Origin of the sequence: Synechococcus sp. BDU 130192 (genome assembly GCF_963876085.1) — a bacterium.
Lineage (GTDB): Bacteria > Cyanobacteriota > Cyanobacteriia > Cyanobacteriales > MRBY01 > MRBY01.
The window spans coordinates 124,985-141,013 of record NZ_CAWNNO010000062.1; the positions used below are offsets into that span (position 1 = coordinate 124,985).

At 50.5% G+C, this 16,029-nt stretch carries 16 protein-coding genes; 8 read left to right on the top strand and 8 right to left on the bottom strand.

Features of this window, described 5'->3' with window-relative positions; all coding sequences use genetic code 11:
- Window positions 1-8 precede the first annotated feature (8 nt).
- The 4 genes from chlG (at window position 9) to AACT35_RS15730 (ending at window position 4,659) form a co-directional block, all read left to right on the top strand.
- Complete coding sequence (gene chlG / locus AACT35_RS15715) at window positions 9-1,010, top strand: chlorophyll synthase ChlG (protein WP_062436474.1); 1,002 nt, start codon at window positions 9-11, stop codon at window positions 1,008-1,010.
- 247 nt (window positions 1,011-1,257) lie between these two features.
- Complete coding sequence (locus tag AACT35_RS15720) at window positions 1,258-1,947, top strand: PHP domain-containing protein (RefSeq protein WP_099237796.1); 690 nt, start codon at window positions 1,258-1,260, stop codon at window positions 1,945-1,947.
- A gap of 243 nt (window positions 1,948-2,190) precedes the next feature.
- A complete protein-coding gene (gene purF, locus AACT35_RS15725) occupies window positions 2,191-3,660 on the top strand; it encodes an amidophosphoribosyltransferase (protein WP_099237798.1) in 1,470 nt (489 codons plus the stop codon).
- 42 nt (window positions 3,661-3,702) lie between these two features.
- A complete protein-coding gene (locus AACT35_RS15730) occupies window positions 3,703-4,659 on the top strand; it encodes a M48 family metallopeptidase (protein ID WP_065710120.1) in 957 nt (318 codons plus the stop codon).
- Window positions 4,660-4,754: 95 nt separating this feature from the next.
- On the opposite strand, the gene mtnC is transcribed toward AACT35_RS15730, so the two are convergent.
- From mtnC to AACT35_RS15745, 3 genes are read right to left on the bottom strand one after another with little or no spacing between them, the layout of a single operon-like run.
- Entirely contained in the window at window positions 4,755-5,441 is a 687-nt protein-coding gene (gene mtnC, locus AACT35_RS15735) for an acireductone synthase (protein WP_065710121.1), read from the bottom strand.
- The gene (locus tag AACT35_RS15740) at window positions 5,438-5,968 is read right to left on the bottom strand and encodes a 1,2-dihydroxy-3-keto-5-methylthiopentene dioxygenase (protein ID WP_099237800.1); all 531 of its coding nucleotides are present in this window, start codon (window positions 5,966-5,968) and stop codon (window positions 5,438-5,440) included. The genes mtnC and AACT35_RS15740 overlap by 4 nt, the downstream gene beginning before the upstream one ends.
- Window positions 5,965-6,603, bottom strand: a complete 639-nt coding sequence (locus AACT35_RS15745; RefSeq protein WP_099237802.1) for a methylthioribulose 1-phosphate dehydratase — start codon at window positions 6,601-6,603, stop codon at window positions 5,965-5,967. Before AACT35_RS15745 ends, AACT35_RS15740 begins: the two co-directional genes overlap by 4 nt.
- 300 nt (window positions 6,604-6,903) lie before the next feature.
- Here AACT35_RS15745 and AACT35_RS15750 point away from each other — a divergent pair, with 300 nt between their 5' ends.
- Window positions 6,904-7,224 carry a hypothetical protein gene (locus tag AACT35_RS15750; RefSeq protein ID WP_012306186.1) on the top strand — a complete coding sequence of 107 codons (321 nt, stop codon included), beginning with the start codon at window positions 6,904-6,906 and terminating at the stop codon, window positions 7,222-7,224.
- A gap of 120 nt (window positions 7,225-7,344) precedes the next feature.
- On the opposite strand, the gene AACT35_RS15755 is transcribed toward AACT35_RS15750, so the two are convergent.
- From AACT35_RS15755 to AACT35_RS15770, 4 genes are all read right to left on the bottom strand, one after another.
- Window positions 7,345-7,809, bottom strand: a complete 465-nt coding sequence (locus tag AACT35_RS15755; protein WP_012306187.1) for an ATP-binding protein — start codon at window positions 7,807-7,809, stop codon at window positions 7,345-7,347.
- A gap of 169 nt (window positions 7,810-7,978) precedes the next feature.
- A complete protein-coding gene (gene rlmD / locus AACT35_RS15760; protein WP_099237804.1) occupies window positions 7,979-9,337 on the bottom strand; it encodes a 23S rRNA (uracil(1939)-C(5))-methyltransferase RlmD in 1,359 nt (452 codons plus the stop codon).
- A gap of 69 nt (window positions 9,338-9,406) precedes the next feature.
- A complete protein-coding gene (locus AACT35_RS15765; protein WP_030005827.1) occupies window positions 9,407-9,994 on the bottom strand; it encodes a peroxiredoxin in 588 nt (195 codons plus the stop codon).
- A gap of 79 nt (window positions 9,995-10,073) precedes the next feature.
- Entirely contained in the window at window positions 10,074-12,557 is a 2,484-nt protein-coding gene (locus tag AACT35_RS15770) for an ArnT family glycosyltransferase (RefSeq protein WP_099237806.1), read from the bottom strand.
- A 181-nt stretch (window positions 12,558-12,738) separates the two neighbouring features.
- On the opposite strand from AACT35_RS15770, the gene ndhL reads away from it, so the two are divergent.
- The 3 genes from ndhL to trpA all read left to right on the top strand — a co-directional run bounded on the left by ndhL (window position 12,739) and on the right by trpA (window position 14,209).
- Window positions 12,739-12,972 (top strand): NAD(P)H-quinone oxidoreductase subunit L, encoded by a 234-nt coding sequence (ndhL, locus tag AACT35_RS15775; RefSeq protein WP_012306191.1) that lies wholly within the window; start codon window positions 12,739-12,741, stop codon window positions 12,970-12,972.
- A 51-nt stretch (window positions 12,973-13,023) separates the two neighbouring features.
- Entirely contained in the window at window positions 13,024-13,344 is a 321-nt protein-coding gene (locus AACT35_RS15780) for a DUF3007 family protein (RefSeq protein ID WP_030005830.1), read from the top strand.
- A gap of 70 nt (window positions 13,345-13,414) precedes the next feature.
- Complete coding sequence (gene trpA / locus AACT35_RS15785) at window positions 13,415-14,209, top strand: tryptophan synthase subunit alpha (protein ID WP_099237808.1); 795 nt, start codon at window positions 13,415-13,417, stop codon at window positions 14,207-14,209.
- A 34-nt stretch (window positions 14,210-14,243) separates the two neighbouring features.
- Here the strand turns inward: trpA and AACT35_RS15790 are convergent.
- Window positions 14,244-16,029: chloride channel protein (locus AACT35_RS15790; RefSeq protein WP_099237820.1), on the bottom strand; the 1,786-nt coding region annotated here is incomplete at its 5' end.

The following is a 16,029-nucleotide window of genomic DNA, read 5'->3' on the forward strand; positions in this document are numbered from 1 at the left end:
CAGACGCCATGACAGAAACGCCTAATCCAGACACAAAACCAGCCACAGCCCCAGAGGAACAGGGTTCTAAGGCTCGCCAACTCCTCGGCATGAAAGGCGCCGCTGGGGGGGAAACCTCCATCTGGAAAATTCGCCTGCAATTGATGAAACCCATCACCTGGATTCCGCTGATCTGGGGGGTTGTTTGCGGGGCAGCATCCTCCGGTGGCTATGTGTGGGGAGTCGAAGATTTTCTCAAGGCCATGACCTGTATGTTGTTGTCAGGGCCTTTACTCACGGGCTATACCCAAACCCTTAATGATTTCTATGACCGGGAGATTGATGCGATCAATGAACCCTACCGTCCTATTCCTTCGGGGGCAATTTCTGTACCCCAGGTAGTGACGCAAATTCTCGGACTCCTGGGTTCTGGCATCGGTTTGAGCTATCTCCTCGACCGTTGGGCGGGCCATGATTTCCCCGTGATGTTGGTCTTAACGGTAGTGGGCTGCTTCATTGCTTATATCTACTCTGCGCCGCCGCTGAAGCTGAAACAAAATGGTTGGCTTGGGAACTATGCCTTGGGAGCGAGTTATATTGCGCTGCCTTGGTGGGCTGGCCACGCGCTGTTTGGGACGTTGACGCCGACGGTGATGGTGGTGACCTTGATCTATAGTTTTGCGGGTCTAGGGATTGCTGTTGTAAATGATTTCAAGAGCGTCGAAGGCGATCGCCAACTGGGTTTAAAATCTCTCCCGGTCATGTTTGGAGTCGGAACTGCAGCTTGGATTTGTGTGCTGATGATTGATATTTTTCAGGTGGGCATTGCGGGTTACCTGGTCAGTATCCACGAACAGTTATATGCCACGATTCTCTTGCTGCTTGTGATTCCCCAAATTACCTTCCAAGATATGTATTTCCTGCGGGATCCCCTGAAAAATGATGTGAAATACCAAGCCAGTGCCCAGCCTTTTTTGGTGTTGGGGATGCTGGTGGCAGGCCTTGCGATGGGTCATGCGGGGATTTCCTAAGCTTTATTTTCTCGGCTTCACCTGGCTCTTGTTTGCTTAAATTTTCGGCAATGCAGATCGGGTTCTTTCTCTCCGGGTCGTTGAGGACACGGGGGGATTTTTTAATGGTGCTGCCCAAGGGCAAAAATCTTTGCTATCTTGTTTGTAACAATTTGCAATATCTAATCTTTTTTTCAGGTTTTCTTTACCCTTTTATTACCATCCCGCTCGCCCTTTAAATCTGCGATCGCCAAAGATCGCCTTCGCCATGACTTCTACTTTGTCTGTTCCAAGTGCGGCTCAAGATTTGCAAGCGCTCGAAAAGGCTTGGCGCAGTCTAACGGCAACCAGTTGCCCCAATCAATACAACTTCCACATGCATTCGGTCTGTTCCGATGGTCAGCTCACCCCAACAGAAATTGTTGACCAGGCGATCGCCATCGGTCTAAAAGGCTTTGCGATCACTGACCACCACACGCTCCAAGGTTACCAACAGGCCCAAGGCTACCTCAGCCGACAGCAGAACGAGACGACACGACCCTTGCCCCACCTCTGGACGGGCATCGAAATTAACGGCATCCTCCTTGATACCACGGTACATATCCTCGCCTATGGGTTTAACCCCGATCACAGTGCGATCGCCCCTTACTTTAACCGGGAAATTCCAGAGGGCGATCGCGCCGCAGCAGCAGTAATTATTGACGCGATTCATGCCGCTGGAGGGTTAGCTGTTCTGGCGCATCCCGCCCGTTATCGTCGTCCTGCCACGGAGTTAATTCCGGCAGCCGCATCCCTTAACATTGATGGTGTAGAAGCCTATTACGCCTACGACAACCCGAAACCCTGGGTGCCTAGCCAAAAACATACCCCGGTGGTGGCTGCCCTCGGCCATCAGCACAATCTATGGCTCACCTGCGGCACAGATACCCATGGTCGCAGCCTCCAGCAACGACTTTAGGGATCGCTGCGAAACTTTGATCCCCGCATAGCAAAATTCTGGCCTAAAATAAACTTACCCAAGGAATATTTTCTTCCTTTGCCCCCATTAATCATGCCGCGACCCTTAAAACGAGATTAAGTGGGGTTAAAGCCTTTGTGGATTTTGTCCCTCAAGGCATTCATTGACGTGGTATTGTAGCCATCGTAACCGCTGAATTTCCTTACTCTTTTTCACCCACTAACTAGGAGTGCAACCTGTAGGATGACTGTCCCTCAAACTGTCTATGCCAACGATCTCCCCGACAAACCCAAGGAATACTGTGGTGTTTTCGGCATCTATGCCCCAACGGAAGAAGTGGCAAAACTGGCATATTTCGGACTCTTTGCGCTCCAACATCGGGGGCAAGAATCCGCAGGGATCGCGACCTTTGACGGTACGCAGATGCACGTGCACAAAGGTATGGGCCTTGTTTCCCAAGTCTTTAGCGAAGAAAAACTGCAGGAACTACCTGGGGTTTGGGCTGTGGGCCACAACCGCTACTCCACAACTGGCTCTAGCCATAAGTGCAATGCCCAGCCTGCCCTTGAAGAAACTCGCCTGGGGACTTTGGCCCTCGCCCACAACGGCAACCTGGTAAACACCATCGAGCTGAAGGATAAGTTGTTGTCCCTTGCCGATGGTCTAGATTTTCAGACGACCACAGACTCAGAAATGATCGCTAAGGCGATCGCCATCTATGTCGATCAGGGGAAGGATTGGACTGAAGCGGCGATCGCAGCCTTTAATCTCTGCTCCGGTGCCTATAGCCTAGTCATCGGCACCCCGGACGGCATTATTGGTGCGCGGGATCCCCAGGGGGTTCGTCCCCTTGTCATTGGAACTCTCACCGAGGAAGATGGCAGCACCCGTTATGTCCTAGCCTCTGAAACCTGCGCCCTCGACATCATTGGTGCGGACTATCTGCGGGACGTCGAACCAGGCGAAATGGTCTGGATCACCGAATCTGGCCTAGCTGCCCAGCAGTGGTCTGAAAAACCAGACCGGAAGCTCTGCGTTTTCGAGATGATCTACTTTGCCCGTCCCGATAGCATTGTCCACGACGAAACCCTCTTTAGTTACCGTCTCCGCCTGGGGGCGCAATTGGCCAAAGAATCCAACATTGAAGCCGATCTCGTCATGGGCGTTCCTGACTCTGGCATTCCCGCTGCCATCGGTTTTTCCCGTGCCTCTGGGATTCCCTTTGGGGAAGGACTCATTAAAAACCGCTACGTAGGCCGTACCTTTATTCAACCGACCCAGCACATGCGGGAAGTAGGGATCCGCATGAAGCTCAACCCCCTAAAAGATGTCCTCCAAGGTAAACGAATTATCATCGTGGACGACTCCATTGTGCGCGGCACTACCAGCCGTAAAATTGTCCGGGCACTCCGGCAAGCTGGGGCCGCCGAAGTCCATATGTGCATTTCTTCGCCCCCTGTGACCCATCCCTGTTTCTACGGCATCGACACCGACAGCCAAGATCAACTAATTGCCGCGACAAAGTCCTTGGCTGAAATCGAAAAACAAATTGAAGTTGATTCCCTGACCTACCTCAGCAAAGAGGGCATGCTGGATGTCACCAACGAACGCACTTCTAGTTTCTGTACTGCTTGCTTCGATGGTCACTATCCCATTGAAATTCCGGACGCGATCAAGTCATCTAAGCTAATGTTAGAAAAAGCCACTGTCTAGCAAAGCCGTTCCCATGGATTGAGAGCGGTAAAGGAAGTATTAATGCCGACCTATCCCGGAATTTCTAGCGAAGCCTTTCGTCATCCCCTCGATCGCCAAGCGGAAGAAGCCCTCCGTAATCTGCCCGGTTTTAAGCTGTTGGCCAGTCGTTTTGTGGAATATATCTACGAACGACCCCAGCAGGTTTTTTTAATGGGCAACAATATCAAAGCTGGCCCTCGTCAGTATTCAACCCTGTACGGCATGTTTCGGGAATGTGTCCATGATTTGGATATTTCCCCAGAGCCGACCCTTTATGTCAACCAAAATCCGATGGTGAATAGCTATGCCCTCGGCCATGATCATCCTTACATTGTGGTGAATACGGGGTTAATGGATTTACTTGATGAAACAGAGTTACGGACGGTAATGGCCCACGAGTTGGGCCACATAAAATGCGACCATACGATCTTGATCCAAATGGCAATGTGGGCCATGGGGGCAGCTTCTTTCCTGGGAGAAATCACCCTTGGCCTCGGTAATGTCATCACCACAGGGTTACTTTACGCTTTTTATGAATGGCGGCGGAAGGCAGAACTTTCGGCGGATCGGGCCGCTCTCCTGGTGATGGATGATCTCAACCCCATTTTGCATACCATGATGAAGCTCGCCGGCGGTAGTACGAAATACGGCCACGAAATGAGTTTGACTGAGTTTACCCAACAGTCCCAGGATTACGATGAACTTGATCAGGATCAATTGAACCAGATTTATAAGTTTTTGATCTATAACGGCGGTAATGGAACATTTTTAAGCCATCCTTTCCCGGTGGAACGCTTGAGTTTTATCAAGACCTGGGAAGCTTCTGAGGAATATCAACGGATTAAGCAGGGTCATTATGCCCAAGCAGGCACTGGTTCAGTGGATGTCAGTGCCGAAGATGAAAGTGATCTAGACAGTTTGCGTCGCCAAATTGAAGAGCTCAAAGCAGAAATCAAAAAGGCCAAAGGAGCCGAATAAATCCCGTGGGGGATAAAAGATTGGAGGGGTATGGCTAGGGCTGAGGTTAGAATTGCGATGTTGAGCGATGCCAGCAATGCACCCACTGCACCCCCTTAATGCAGGCTTGTAATTGCCCCAAAGTCCGTAACTTGCTGATGGGTCGGAGAAGCAGTTGTTCCGGGGCGGACGAGTTGCCATGCTTGGTATCCGGCTTGGATCGCGGCGTCTAATTCGGCAGGGACATCCGATAGAAACAGGATTGCCTCAGGGGGCAGTTGCACGGCCTGGGCGATCGCCTGATAAGATTGCACATCTCGTTTTTGGCCGACCTTGAGATCAAAGAAGTAATTGAAGTAGCCCGTGAGGTCGCCGTAGTCAGAGTAGCCGAACAGGAGTTTTTGGGCCTTAACCGAGCCAGAGGAATAAATCCCCAACTGGAGGCCCTCTTTTTGCCACTCTTTTAGTTTGGGCAATACATCTGGATAAACATGGCCCCGGAAATCGCCATTTTTGTAACCCTCTTCCCACAAAAATCCTTGCATTGCTTTCAAGGGAGGAACTTTGCGGTCTTCCATTGACCATTGGTGTAATGTGGCGATCGCCCCAGTTTGATCGAGAGATATTCCGGTTTCGGCAAGAATTAAATCTTGTACTTGCTTGAGGATTGCCGCAATTTCTGGTTCCTCGGCCCGGTTGGCAATGCTTTGGATATTGTCCCGAAAGTAAGGAAACAACACATCAAACACAAAACTCACGGAGGTGGTTGTGCCCTCGATGTCCATCAAGACAAACTGAATCATAGGGTAATGGCGCGGTATTGTTGTTCAACTTGGGATCCGGTGTAGTGGGGCGTCCAGCCTGCGGTATCCGAGAAAATACGAATGGCTTTCACATTGGGCACTGGCCCCGCATCAAACCAGTGCTTAGTACCTTGGGGGACAGATATTAAATCGCCCGCTTCGCAACAAACATTAAACACGGTGGTACCGTCGAGGTTAAACCAAAATAAACCCTGACCCGCGACAAAAAAGCGCACTTCATCTTCGGAGTGGGTATGTTCTGCGAGAAATTTTTCGCGGATCGCTTGGTAGTTTTCAATGCTACTGTGGATATTCACCACATCGGCGCTTTGGTAACCATTGGCCGCCATGAAAGGATCGAGCACATCGGCATAGGCGGCGAGAATGTCTGCTTGGGACGCCTCCTGGGTTAATTGGGCAGGCGTTTCCCATTGCTCAAACCAAATACCATGGCTTTTTAAAAAATCTTTGATCGTCGCGGTGTCGGTCAGGGTTTGTTTCGATTCGGTCTGATATAACGTCGTCATCGGGCAGCCAAGGGGGGCGTGATTTTCAATTGCTCAAGCTCGCATTCTAACATGAACTCCCAAACCTCTAGATGACGCTTGGCGATCGCCATGGTTTCTCCCCAGGCATAGAGGCCATGTTTTGCGATCAAAAAGCCGTAATTATTTAACTCCTCCTGTCGCTGGGCGAGTTGTTGACAAAAGGATTTCATGTCTTGGTCATTGGCGAAAATCGGTAAGGCGATCGCCGTTTCGTGGGTGGTTTGACCCGCAATGCCCTTAATTACCTCATAGCCGCTAAAAGTAACAGCTTGTTTCGCCGCAAATATCCCAGACAACAACGTTGCCGCCACTGAATGGGTATGCAACACACAGGTAATTCCCGGAAAGTTCTGATAAATAAAGCAGTGAATTAAAGTTTCTGCCGAAGGCTTAATTCCTTCATTGGGGGGCAGCGGCAAACCCATTGTATCTACCGCAATAAAATCCTCCGGTTGAAATTGAGATTTATCAACGCCACTGCGGGAGACAAAAATAACTTGATCTTCGTCCAAAAATGAATAATTCGTCGAAGTGGCCGGTGATTTTCCCTGGGTATGGAGTTGCCGTATCACAGCACATAGCCTTTCTTTTTGGGTCTGGTTCTCTAAAGACATTTGGGCACAAATAAAGCAGAAAAAATAAAAGCAAATCTTAATATTTTACTGATTGATGTCATGGTTAGCGCAACATTTCTAGCGACAACTGGGACTTTATCTTTTTACGGGAAATTTCTAGCCAAAACACCATTGCAGATAAGTGTTTTTACTCAACTTTTAGTTGCTTTTTTTGTTAATTGATGTTGCAACTTTGACCATTTATTCTCATAAATCGTTTACAACCAGAACATGATGCTGACTACAATCAGTCATCTTTGGCTAAAAACAAAAATAAAAATTAAAAATTAATTATTGATGATGGATAACGAAATCAAAAAATACCGCATGGTTTGCACCCTAACCTTTGGCGATATTTATGGGCAAATTATTGTTTGGCTGATTGTCATCTTTCTGAGTCTTGCGACCACCCTTGCCCTTTGGAGTGCAACCCGGCAAGTTTATGCCCTGGCCACCGTTGCCCTTGTTGTTGTCTTATCTTTGCCCTTTCTCTTATTTGCCTTTGTGACAACGTTACTCAATCACATTGAATTCGTGCCCATGGGCGAATCCGAATCTTCTAAAACCTTCCCAAGCCGTCGTACGCCCCCTTCCTCTACTAATCCGGCAACGGCAAGCTAGGGATGAATTACGGAAGTGATGGCCCAGCCAGAGATAACAGTTAAATAGCCCCATAAAACAGGGGCGCTAGCGGTTGCACTAGAGAAATCTGGAAAAATTTTGAGGACTTTCTGGGGCCGCTTAATGGATTGACGGTGCAGAGTCTAGGGAGATCACCGGGGCGCTACTGAAGCGTTTACTTAGGCGTAATTGATTACCGGCGGCGTTCCAGTGAATTTGGTCGAAAATTTGATAGAGCAAACAGAGGCCACGACCACATTCATCTTCTTCAGGGGGGAGGAGATCATCATTTAATTGACAACATTGAGCCTGACGGTCAAAGCCTTGACCCTCATCGGTAATAATCCATGAGCATTGTTCTGCCCCCATGTAGAAATGAACAATGACTTTTTTGCTGGGATCTAGTCGATTACCATGTTTGGCCGCATTAATCAGTGCTTCCTGGAGACCGAGTTGAACTTCGTAGCGCCAGTCACTGGGGATACGGTCTAGGAGAAGGTCGAGAATCGGGACTAAGTAGAGGGTAGAGGCAAAACTGAGGGTCGTCCAATGGGATTTTAGCGGCGGCAATGAAATCGCGATCACAGTTAATGCTCCTTTGGGGATGTGCGCAGGGATGAATGGGGAAAACTGGGCTCAGTGGGGTAGCTTATGGCATAAACCCAAAAAGTAGTGGTCACAACATAGTTTGTTTGCCTGTAGGGAATCCCGAACGATCTTGTCGTGGTTTCTGCCTTGTATTATACAAAAAATTTTAGGTTTCCACGAAATTCAAGAGAACGGCGCATTCGACATGGGGCGTTTGGGGAAAGAAGTCGGCGGGCTGCACCCACTGGATTTGGTACTGTTGGGTGGCACAAAGGTGTTTGAGGTCGCGGGCGAGGGTTGCAGGATTACAACTGATATAAACAATTTGCTTGGGTTTGCTGTGAAGGAGAGCATCGAGCACTTGGCGATCGCAGCCTTTACGGGGAGGATCAAGGAGCACGATATCAGCGGTGACATCCAGACTAGGTAGAATTGACTCCACGGTGCCAGCGTGGAATTCCACATTATGGATATCGTTGTGGTGGGCATTTTCCCAGGCCTGTTGGATAGAGCTCGCTTGAACTTCGATGCCGATCGCCTGCTGGACTTTTTTCGCTAGGGGCAAGGTGAAGGTTCCCACACCACAGTAGGCATCGACGAGGATTTCTTCGCCCGTAAAGGTGAGCTGTTGAGTAATTGCCGCGAGGAGGGCTTCGGCGGCGCTGGTGTTGACTTGGAAAAAAGTTTCGGGCCGGAGCTTGAGGGTTAGCCCCGCAAAGATTTCTTCGAGGTAGGGACGACCGGCGATCGCCTTTGTGGTATCACCCCAGATGAGGTTGCCTTTTTTCGGATTTTCGTTCAAACAAACTCCCACGAGGCCGGGATATTCTTCGAGCCAGGTTTCAGCTTGAGTTTCTAGGTTCACCAGATCAGCACTGGTTGAGATCAAAGTAAGCAGCATTTCCCCGGTGCGCTGGCCAATGCGGAGGGCGAGGTGGCGTAATTTGCCCTGGTGTTTCGTTTCGTTGTAGATCGACCAGCCTTGGTTTTGGATGTCAATTTTGATATTTTCCAAGAGGGGATTGAGGCGCGAATCCTGTACTGGGCATTGGTTGAGGTTGATCAGTTGGTGGCTTCCTTTGCGGTAATACCCGGCTTGCACATTGCCCATGCTGCTGGAACGACCCAGGGGATAGGTGGCCTTATTGCGATAACTCAATGGCCCATCACCACTCAGGATTGGCTGAATGTCGAGATCCTGGAAACCACCGATGCGCTGGAGGGCCTGTTGAATTTCGTTGGTTTTGACCTGTTGTTGTAGAGAATCTTCTACCTGGAGCCACTGACAACCGCCGCATTTGTCCGCCACGATGCAGGGGGGACGCCGCCGCTCTGGGGCTGGTTCTAAAACTTTTTGCAGTTGACCGATGGCATATTGGCGCTTGAGACGGACGATCCGCACCTGGAGGCGATCGCCTGGCACCGTATCCGGCACAAACACAACTTGATCCCCATGGCGACCGACCCCAGCCCCCTGGCTATTAAGGTCATGGATGGAGAGTTCAATTAGATCGCCTTGGTGCATGGTGCTAAGTTCGCTTTCAAAGTGCCTTCACACTTTAGCCTTTCTTGTGGTCAATCTTGCAGTTTTTCCCTAGAGGGTCGAGAAATAAGCCTGGGCTTCGCTTGGGTTTGGCACCATGGTGCGATCGCCCACTTGCCAATCGACGGGACAAACTTCATTGTGATTAGTCTGGACGTGCTGAATCGCTTGGAGTACCCGCAGGGTTTCGTCAAGGCTGCGGCCAAAGGAAAAATTATTCACGGTGATGTGTTGGATCATTCCTTCCGGGTCGATGATAAAAAGTCCTCGCAGGGCGATCCCCGCTTCCGGTTCGAGGACGCCATAGGCCGTGCTAATGGTTTTGTTTAAATCAGACACCAGAGGAAAGGCTAAATCGCCCACGCCACCCATTTTGCGGTCTGTTTGAATCCAGGCGAGGTGCGCAAATTCACTATCTACGGAAACGCCCAATACTTCTGTATTGAGTTTTTGAAATTCCCCGTGGCGATCACTAAAGGCTCCTACTTCTGTTGGACAGACAAAAGTGAAATCGAGCGGGTAGAAAAACAACACCACATATTGCCCCCGATAGTCGGACAACTTAATGGTTTTGAACTCTTGATCAATGACGGCGGTAGCGGTAAAGTCCGGTGCCAATTGTCCCACTTGTGCGGCCATGGTTATCGTGTTCCAACGCAAAATCTTTTCCCAAGGTATCACACCGCTATTTTGCGTCCCGAAAACTAGTGACAATGGATTACAAAACGCCCTGGGCCTTGAGGGTTTGCACCACTGACCAGGCTTTGAAGAGTTTCCCCTGGAGGAGCGCCGCCACCCCGGCGATCGCCTGAATTTCTGGAATATCTCCTAGCTTGTCTAAAACTGGTGTAATGGCCAATTCCGCCTGTCTGGGTTCCCAACGGTACAGATGGACGAAAGCGATGTAGGCATTCACCCAGGGATCGTCTGGGGTCAGTTGCTGCAGTTGAGTCAGGGTCTCAATGGTGGCCTGAGATTCCTCTTGGAGAGCATGGGCAAGGGTTTTAGCCCAGTACCAATCCCGTAGTTGGGGGCGGTTGGTTGCGTTGGCTAGCGTTTGTGTGAGGCGATAGGCAAGACTATCTTCTACTTGCTGTAAATAATCCTGCACCGGATCATATTGATTTAATCGCTCCACGTGGGCAAATAATGGCTCTAACCCCGCAATGCCTTCACCAAGTTGGGGGGCAATTTCCCGAAGTTGGGTTAACCAATCTAAGGCCACTAATTGCGTTGGCGTTAAGGCTTCACCGGTGGCCGGCAAAATTTCTACAGTGACCGTCGGTTGCTCCAATGGGCGAGCTTCCCCAGTAGCCGGATCGAGATACTGAACCGCCAAAGTGTAAAGGCCCGTTGGTAAATCTGCTGGCGGTAAAGTGGCGGTACGTTCAATAATTTCGAGGCGATCGCCTTTGTTCTCTGCATCCTCCCGTAGCATCCCGAAGGCCAACTGGTGATCCTGGATCCAAAACTGTTCGCCGTTTGACCAGGTGAGTAACGCCATACCCTTGGTTAAATCCTGCCGATTTCCCGACCAAGTGTAGGTAATCGGAAGAGGTTGACCGGCGATCGCCTCTGATGCGACGGCCACATTTTGTAATGCCACAGGACTTTGAGTGGTATCAGCGGCTTCGACAGAGACCAAAGGTTGGCGACGGTGATAGAGCTTTAACTGATCTTGATCCGGCAGCGGCCAACTCCCCTGGAGCAGAAACTCAGGATCAGTATCTAAACTCGCCGCGAGGGCCAACTGATCCGCGTTGCGGTGGGGGTCCTCTCCTGTTTTCGCGAGGAACCAATCAAAGGACTCTTTGTCTTGAGCCAACTGTTCTGGAGTACTCCCTAAATTCCGCCCATACACCTGAAAATCCCGTAGAGCACCATAGTAATTAAGCGTGTGATTATTAGCGATCGCCACCCCAGGGATCACCCCCAAGTTACTTCTTAAATCTGGAGTTTCCTGAATAATTTCCTGGATAATTTCTGGGTGGGGATAGGTCTGCCGATCCGGATAATTAGGATCTGGCACCAGTCCCGCAATGACTGGCAAAGGAAACAATTGGATCAGCCAAAAGATTGCAGCTAAACCCACGGTTCCCCAACGCACTGGTTGCCATTTACCGCGCCACTGGGTCAGGCCATACCCCAAGAAAACCGCCACAATTGGCAGATAGGGCATGATATAGCGGCCATCTTTGTTGTACATCGCTGATAGCAGCAAATAAGCACCACCAAAATAAATCCCTAACCAACACAAACTTTGTCTTGCAGGAAGTTGATATTTAGCGTTTTGGGTAGGAAAACGACGTAGTAAGTGCAACGCAATACCAACAAGGGGCACCAGCAACAGAATCCAGGCGATTGCCTGGGGTAAATCCAACCAATAGTAAACCCATGCCCCCAAGGTATTTAGTGGAGGATCTCCTTCCCTCGCTGCCGATGCGACGTTGGCGCGCTCATAGGTACTGAATAAGTAGATAAAATTTGTGCGATACCAAATTCCCCAGATCGGAAGGGAGAGCAGCAGACCGCAGAGAAGTTGTAGAACCCTTGCCCATTGCTTCTGCCAGAGTTGAGCGGCCAAGGAAAATCCTGTCGGCACAAACAAAAAAAAGAGAGCGGTTTGTTTTGTCATCAGGGCACACCCAGCACTGATCCCAAACCCTATTACCCAGAGCCATTGGGCGCGACGGGTTTGCGCAAAATACCAGTAGGTTAAACAACAAAATGCCAATGGCGTGATAGCAGCAAGGGGAAAATCCGTCACATAGTAGAGTCGAGGAAACGTCAAGCGGGGCATTAAAAGGGCGATCGCCGCACTCCACAAACCCACCGAACGATTAAATAATCGCTGGCCAATGCCGTAAACCACCAGCATTAGAACACCGCTAAATACCAGATTCATCAGCAGAGCTTGATCATTTCCCGGCCCAAAAATGAGTTGAAATGGCGCCGCAATAAAATGGGTGAAGGGAGGAATCTTATTGGATAAGCGCCAAAAATTCTCCCAGCCGGGGAATTGGCGAAATGCGGCAACGTAGTCCAAACTCTCCGTGAGATAGTCGGCATGATCCCAAGAAGGTACACTTTGATCGAGCCATAACCACAGGCGATCGCCGAGATTAATTCCCAGCCACAACCCCAATAAAAGTAACCCAGTCTTCCAAGGCGCTCTGGGTGATTTTGCGACCTGATCCTGCAATGTTAAAACTCCCCTGATGGATTTAGCCTAGCTGCAATGTATCGGAAAAAATCCCTCAAGGTAAAGCTTCTCTTTATCTTTGCCATAGACAAAAATAATTTCTCAAATCACCACACCTTGCTTGACCCTTGGGGCACTAGGATAAAATAATCCCCAAGCAAATCATCACCACCACAAACCCATGCCCTTTGATATTCCCGTTGAAACCCTCCTGATTGCCACCCTTTACCTCAGCCTCAGCGTGACCTACCTGCTCGTTTTACCTGCTGGTCTCTATTTTTATCTCAATAACCGTTGGTATGTCGCCAGTTCCATCGAGCGACTTGTGATGTATTTCTTCGTTTTCTTTTTGTTTCCTGGGATGCTACTCCTAAGCCCTTTCCTGAATTTCCGCCCCCGTCGTCGCGAAGTCTAAGGCTTTGCCGAATGAATTCTCCCATCCTTGCCAACTTCTCCCCCTAAAACCATGCGACGCATTGATATCTTGGCCATCAGTTTCGGTATTTTCATCGTGGGTGGGCTACTCTATGGTGGCCTCAAAGTTGCGGGCCTCGAAAGTTTAGATGCGGGGATCTGGTCCCAGGCATTGCTGGTAATTGTGGTGTTTGTCTGGGTGGGAACCTATCTGTTTCGGGTAGGAACCCGCAATATGACCTTTCATCAACAGCGGCGAGATTACGAAGAAGCAGCCCTGCAGCGGCGCTTAGATGAGATGAGCCCAGAAGAATTAGCCCAACTCCAGGCAGAACTCGAAGCAACGGAAGATCAAACTTCGCCAAAAAAGTAACGGTAATCTTTACCGAAGGGGGAGTTGGGGACGTACAATAACCCCTTGTGTGTTTTTATCGAACAAAATCATGACCTCTGTTTCTGAACGTTTCCGATCCCTCAAGCAGGCGGGCCAATGTGCGCTGATTCCCTTCATTACAGCGGGTGACCCAGATTTAGAAACGACAGAACACGCCCTCAAAATTTTAGACGCAGCTGGGGCCGATTTTATTGAACTCGGCGTCCCCTATTCTGATCCCCTCGCCGATGGGCCGACAATCCAAGCGGCAGCAACTAGAGCCTTGAGTCGAGGCGTCACCCTTGAGCAAGTTTTAGCGATCGTGCAACGAGTCCATGGGCAATTAACAGCGCCGATTATTTTATTCACCTATTACAATCCGATTTTTTATCGGGGCATTGATGCTTTTATGGCCCAAGTGGCAGCGGCGGGAGTCAAAGGTTTGGTGATCCCGGATCTGCCCCTAGAGGAATCCCAGATGGTGCTGGATGCAGCAACGAGCCATGGTCTTGATTTGATTTTATTGGTCGCGCCCACCAGTCCCACGGCGCGAATTGAGGCGATCGCCAAAGCCTCCCAGGGTTTCATTTACCTCGTGAGTGTGACGGGGGTCACGGGGGCGAGAACCTCTGTGGCCAGCCGTGTCGGGGAACTGTTGCCGAAGTTACGTCAGGTGACCGATAAACCCATCGGAGTTGGTTTCGGGGTTTCGGATCCAGCTCAAGCGAAACAGCTAAAAGAATGGGGCGCGGATGGCGTCATCGTCGGCAGTGCGGTGGTCAAACGCCTCGCAACTGGAACGCCCGCCGAAGGTTTAGCGGCAGTCAAAGAATTTTGTGAGTCCCTCAAGGAGGCGATCGCCTAACGATGGGCCTGTCGTAGATCGAGAAAATGAAAGATCATTCGGGGTCAGTGATGTCTAAGGCCCCCCGAATAATCACCACTGTGCGGTTTGTCCCCTTGGCGATCGCCTCAGGGATATTCCCATGGAGCGCCTTTTGGAATAAGCTTTCTCGGCTGGCTCCCAGAATGACCAGATCGTAGGTTTCTTCTTTGATTAAGCGGATTAAACTGTCAGCAATGTGGGACGAGCGAATAGGTAGGGGAATAATGGGGATTTCGACCAGGGGATCCAGGCCTCGCTTGGCCTGGACGAGCAGCGGAAAATGTTGGGGGCGTTGTTGGGGTTGATAGACCTGACAGAGGCAAATTTGGGACGGCAGGGAATAGCGCACCACCTCTGGGGACAGGTGCAACAGTGCCGGGATGAATTCCTGGGCGCGTTCGGCGTTGGGGCCACCCGCAATGGGAACGAGGGCGCGGATCTTGCCTGGTTGAGCCTTAAATTGGAGGGGATGGGCGTGGCTCGTTTTCACCAAAATCACATCGCAGGGCACTTTTTTCACGAGATATTCCATTACACTCCCGAAGAGTTGCCCCCCTGGGTGGCGATCGCCTTGCCAACCCAAGATTAACCCCTGATCCTTGTTCGAAATTTCCTGGAGAATGGCCCCGGCCACATCGTAGGCGAGGATCACCTGGGTGTGGATTGAGATCCCTAATGTCTCCCCAAGGCGTTCGAGTTTTTCCATCAGATGCCGTTCTGGATAGGTGTTCATGTGGGCATCGGTGAGGGGATAGGTTGCTGCCACCTGCACCACATTGAGGCAATAGACCATGGCATTTTTTTCCTTGGCAATGGCCGCCGCAAAGGTGATGAGGGCTTCGGCGGTATTGGGATTGGCGATCGCCACCCAGAGTTTGCGCTTGTAATTGTCGCTGGTGTGGGTTTGATAAACGCAATAGGACGGCGTGCGCTGTACCGCATGGTGACTTTTCCCAAGGAGTTCCTGGGCTTCGGCGCGAATAATATCTGACCGGGTGATAATGCCCTGGAGCTGATCATTATCGACGACAGGTAGGCGGGAAATTTGATAACGATTGAGCAGGTACAACACATCACTAAGGGAAGCCCGGGGAGAGACCGTAATCACCTTGCGTTGCATCACCTGGGCCACCGTTAAATTCTTTCCCTGGGCCGCCATTTGGGCCAGATCCCCTTGGGTGACAATGCCGACGAGCTTGCCTTGTTTTAAAACCGGAAAACCCCGGTGGGGCGATTCAGACAGGATGGGGACTAAATCCTTTAAGTTGAGGTGGCTTTCCAGGGTTTCTACTTCCGGTTGCATCACCTGAGCGGCGGTGAGATCCGTTAACACCTGGGGATTTTTTTCCTCCTCTAGGTGAATGCCGCTGGCCTCCAGGAGATATTCGTAGATCGAACCTTTAAAAATGCTTTCGGCTACGATGAGCGCTGTCACCGAAGCCAGCATTAAGGGGAGGACTAAATTAAAATCCGTGGTCAGCTCAAAGACAATTACAATCGCGGTCACTGGCACCCGCGCCACCCCTGTAAAAAAAGCCCCCATCCCCGCAAGGGCGTAGGTATATTGGGTCGCCTCTGGCACAAAGATCTCGGCACAGGTGCCCACCAAATAACCGAGGGCTGTGCCTAAAACGAGGGTCGGTGCAAATAGTCCCCCCGGTGCGCCGGAGCCATAGGCAATCAAGCTTAGGAAAAAATGGGCGACAAAGGCGATCGCAATTACCTGCCAGCCCGCATCCCCCGTGAGCAAAAAATCCCGTAGCCCCGCATTGTCCCGGAAAAAAGGCGGCAAAAACGCG

Coding starts and splice junctions, on each gene's coding strand:
- chlG (WP_062436474.1), top strand. CDS start 9: ATGACAGAAACGCCTAATCCAGACACAAAACCAGCCACAGCCCCAGAG.
- AACT35_RS15720 (WP_099237796.1), top strand. CDS start 1,258: ATGACTTCTACTTTGTCTGTTCCAAGTGCGGCTCAAGATTTGCAAGCG.
- purF (WP_099237798.1), top strand. CDS start 2,191: ATGACTGTCCCTCAAACTGTCTATGCCAACGATCTCCCCGACAAACCC.
- AACT35_RS15730 (WP_065710120.1), top strand. CDS start 3,703: ATGCCGACCTATCCCGGAATTTCTAGCGAAGCCTTTCGTCATCCCCTC.
- mtnC (WP_065710121.1), bottom strand. CDS start 5,441: ATGATTCAGTTTGTCTTGATGGACATCGAGGGCACAACCACCTCCGTG.
- AACT35_RS15740 (WP_099237800.1), bottom strand. CDS start 5,968: ATGACGACGTTATATCAGACCGAATCGAAACAAACCCTGACCGACACC.
- AACT35_RS15745 (WP_099237802.1), bottom strand. CDS start 6,603: ATGTCTTTAGAGAACCAGACCCAAAAAGAAAGGCTATGTGCTGTGATA.
- AACT35_RS15750 (WP_012306186.1), top strand. CDS start 6,904: ATGGATAACGAAATCAAAAAATACCGCATGGTTTGCACCCTAACCTTT.
- rlmD (WP_099237804.1), bottom strand. CDS start 9,337: ATGCACCAAGGCGATCTAATTGAACTCTCCATCCATGACCTTAATAGC.
- AACT35_RS15765 (WP_030005827.1), bottom strand. CDS start 9,994: ATGGCCGCACAAGTGGGACAATTGGCACCGGACTTTACCGCTACCGCC.
- ndhL (WP_012306191.1), top strand. CDS start 12,739: ATGCCCTTTGATATTCCCGTTGAAACCCTCCTGATTGCCACCCTTTAC.
- AACT35_RS15780 (WP_030005830.1), top strand. CDS start 13,024: ATGCGACGCATTGATATCTTGGCCATCAGTTTCGGTATTTTCATCGTG.
- trpA (WP_099237808.1), top strand. CDS start 13,415: ATGACCTCTGTTTCTGAACGTTTCCGATCCCTCAAGCAGGCGGGCCAA.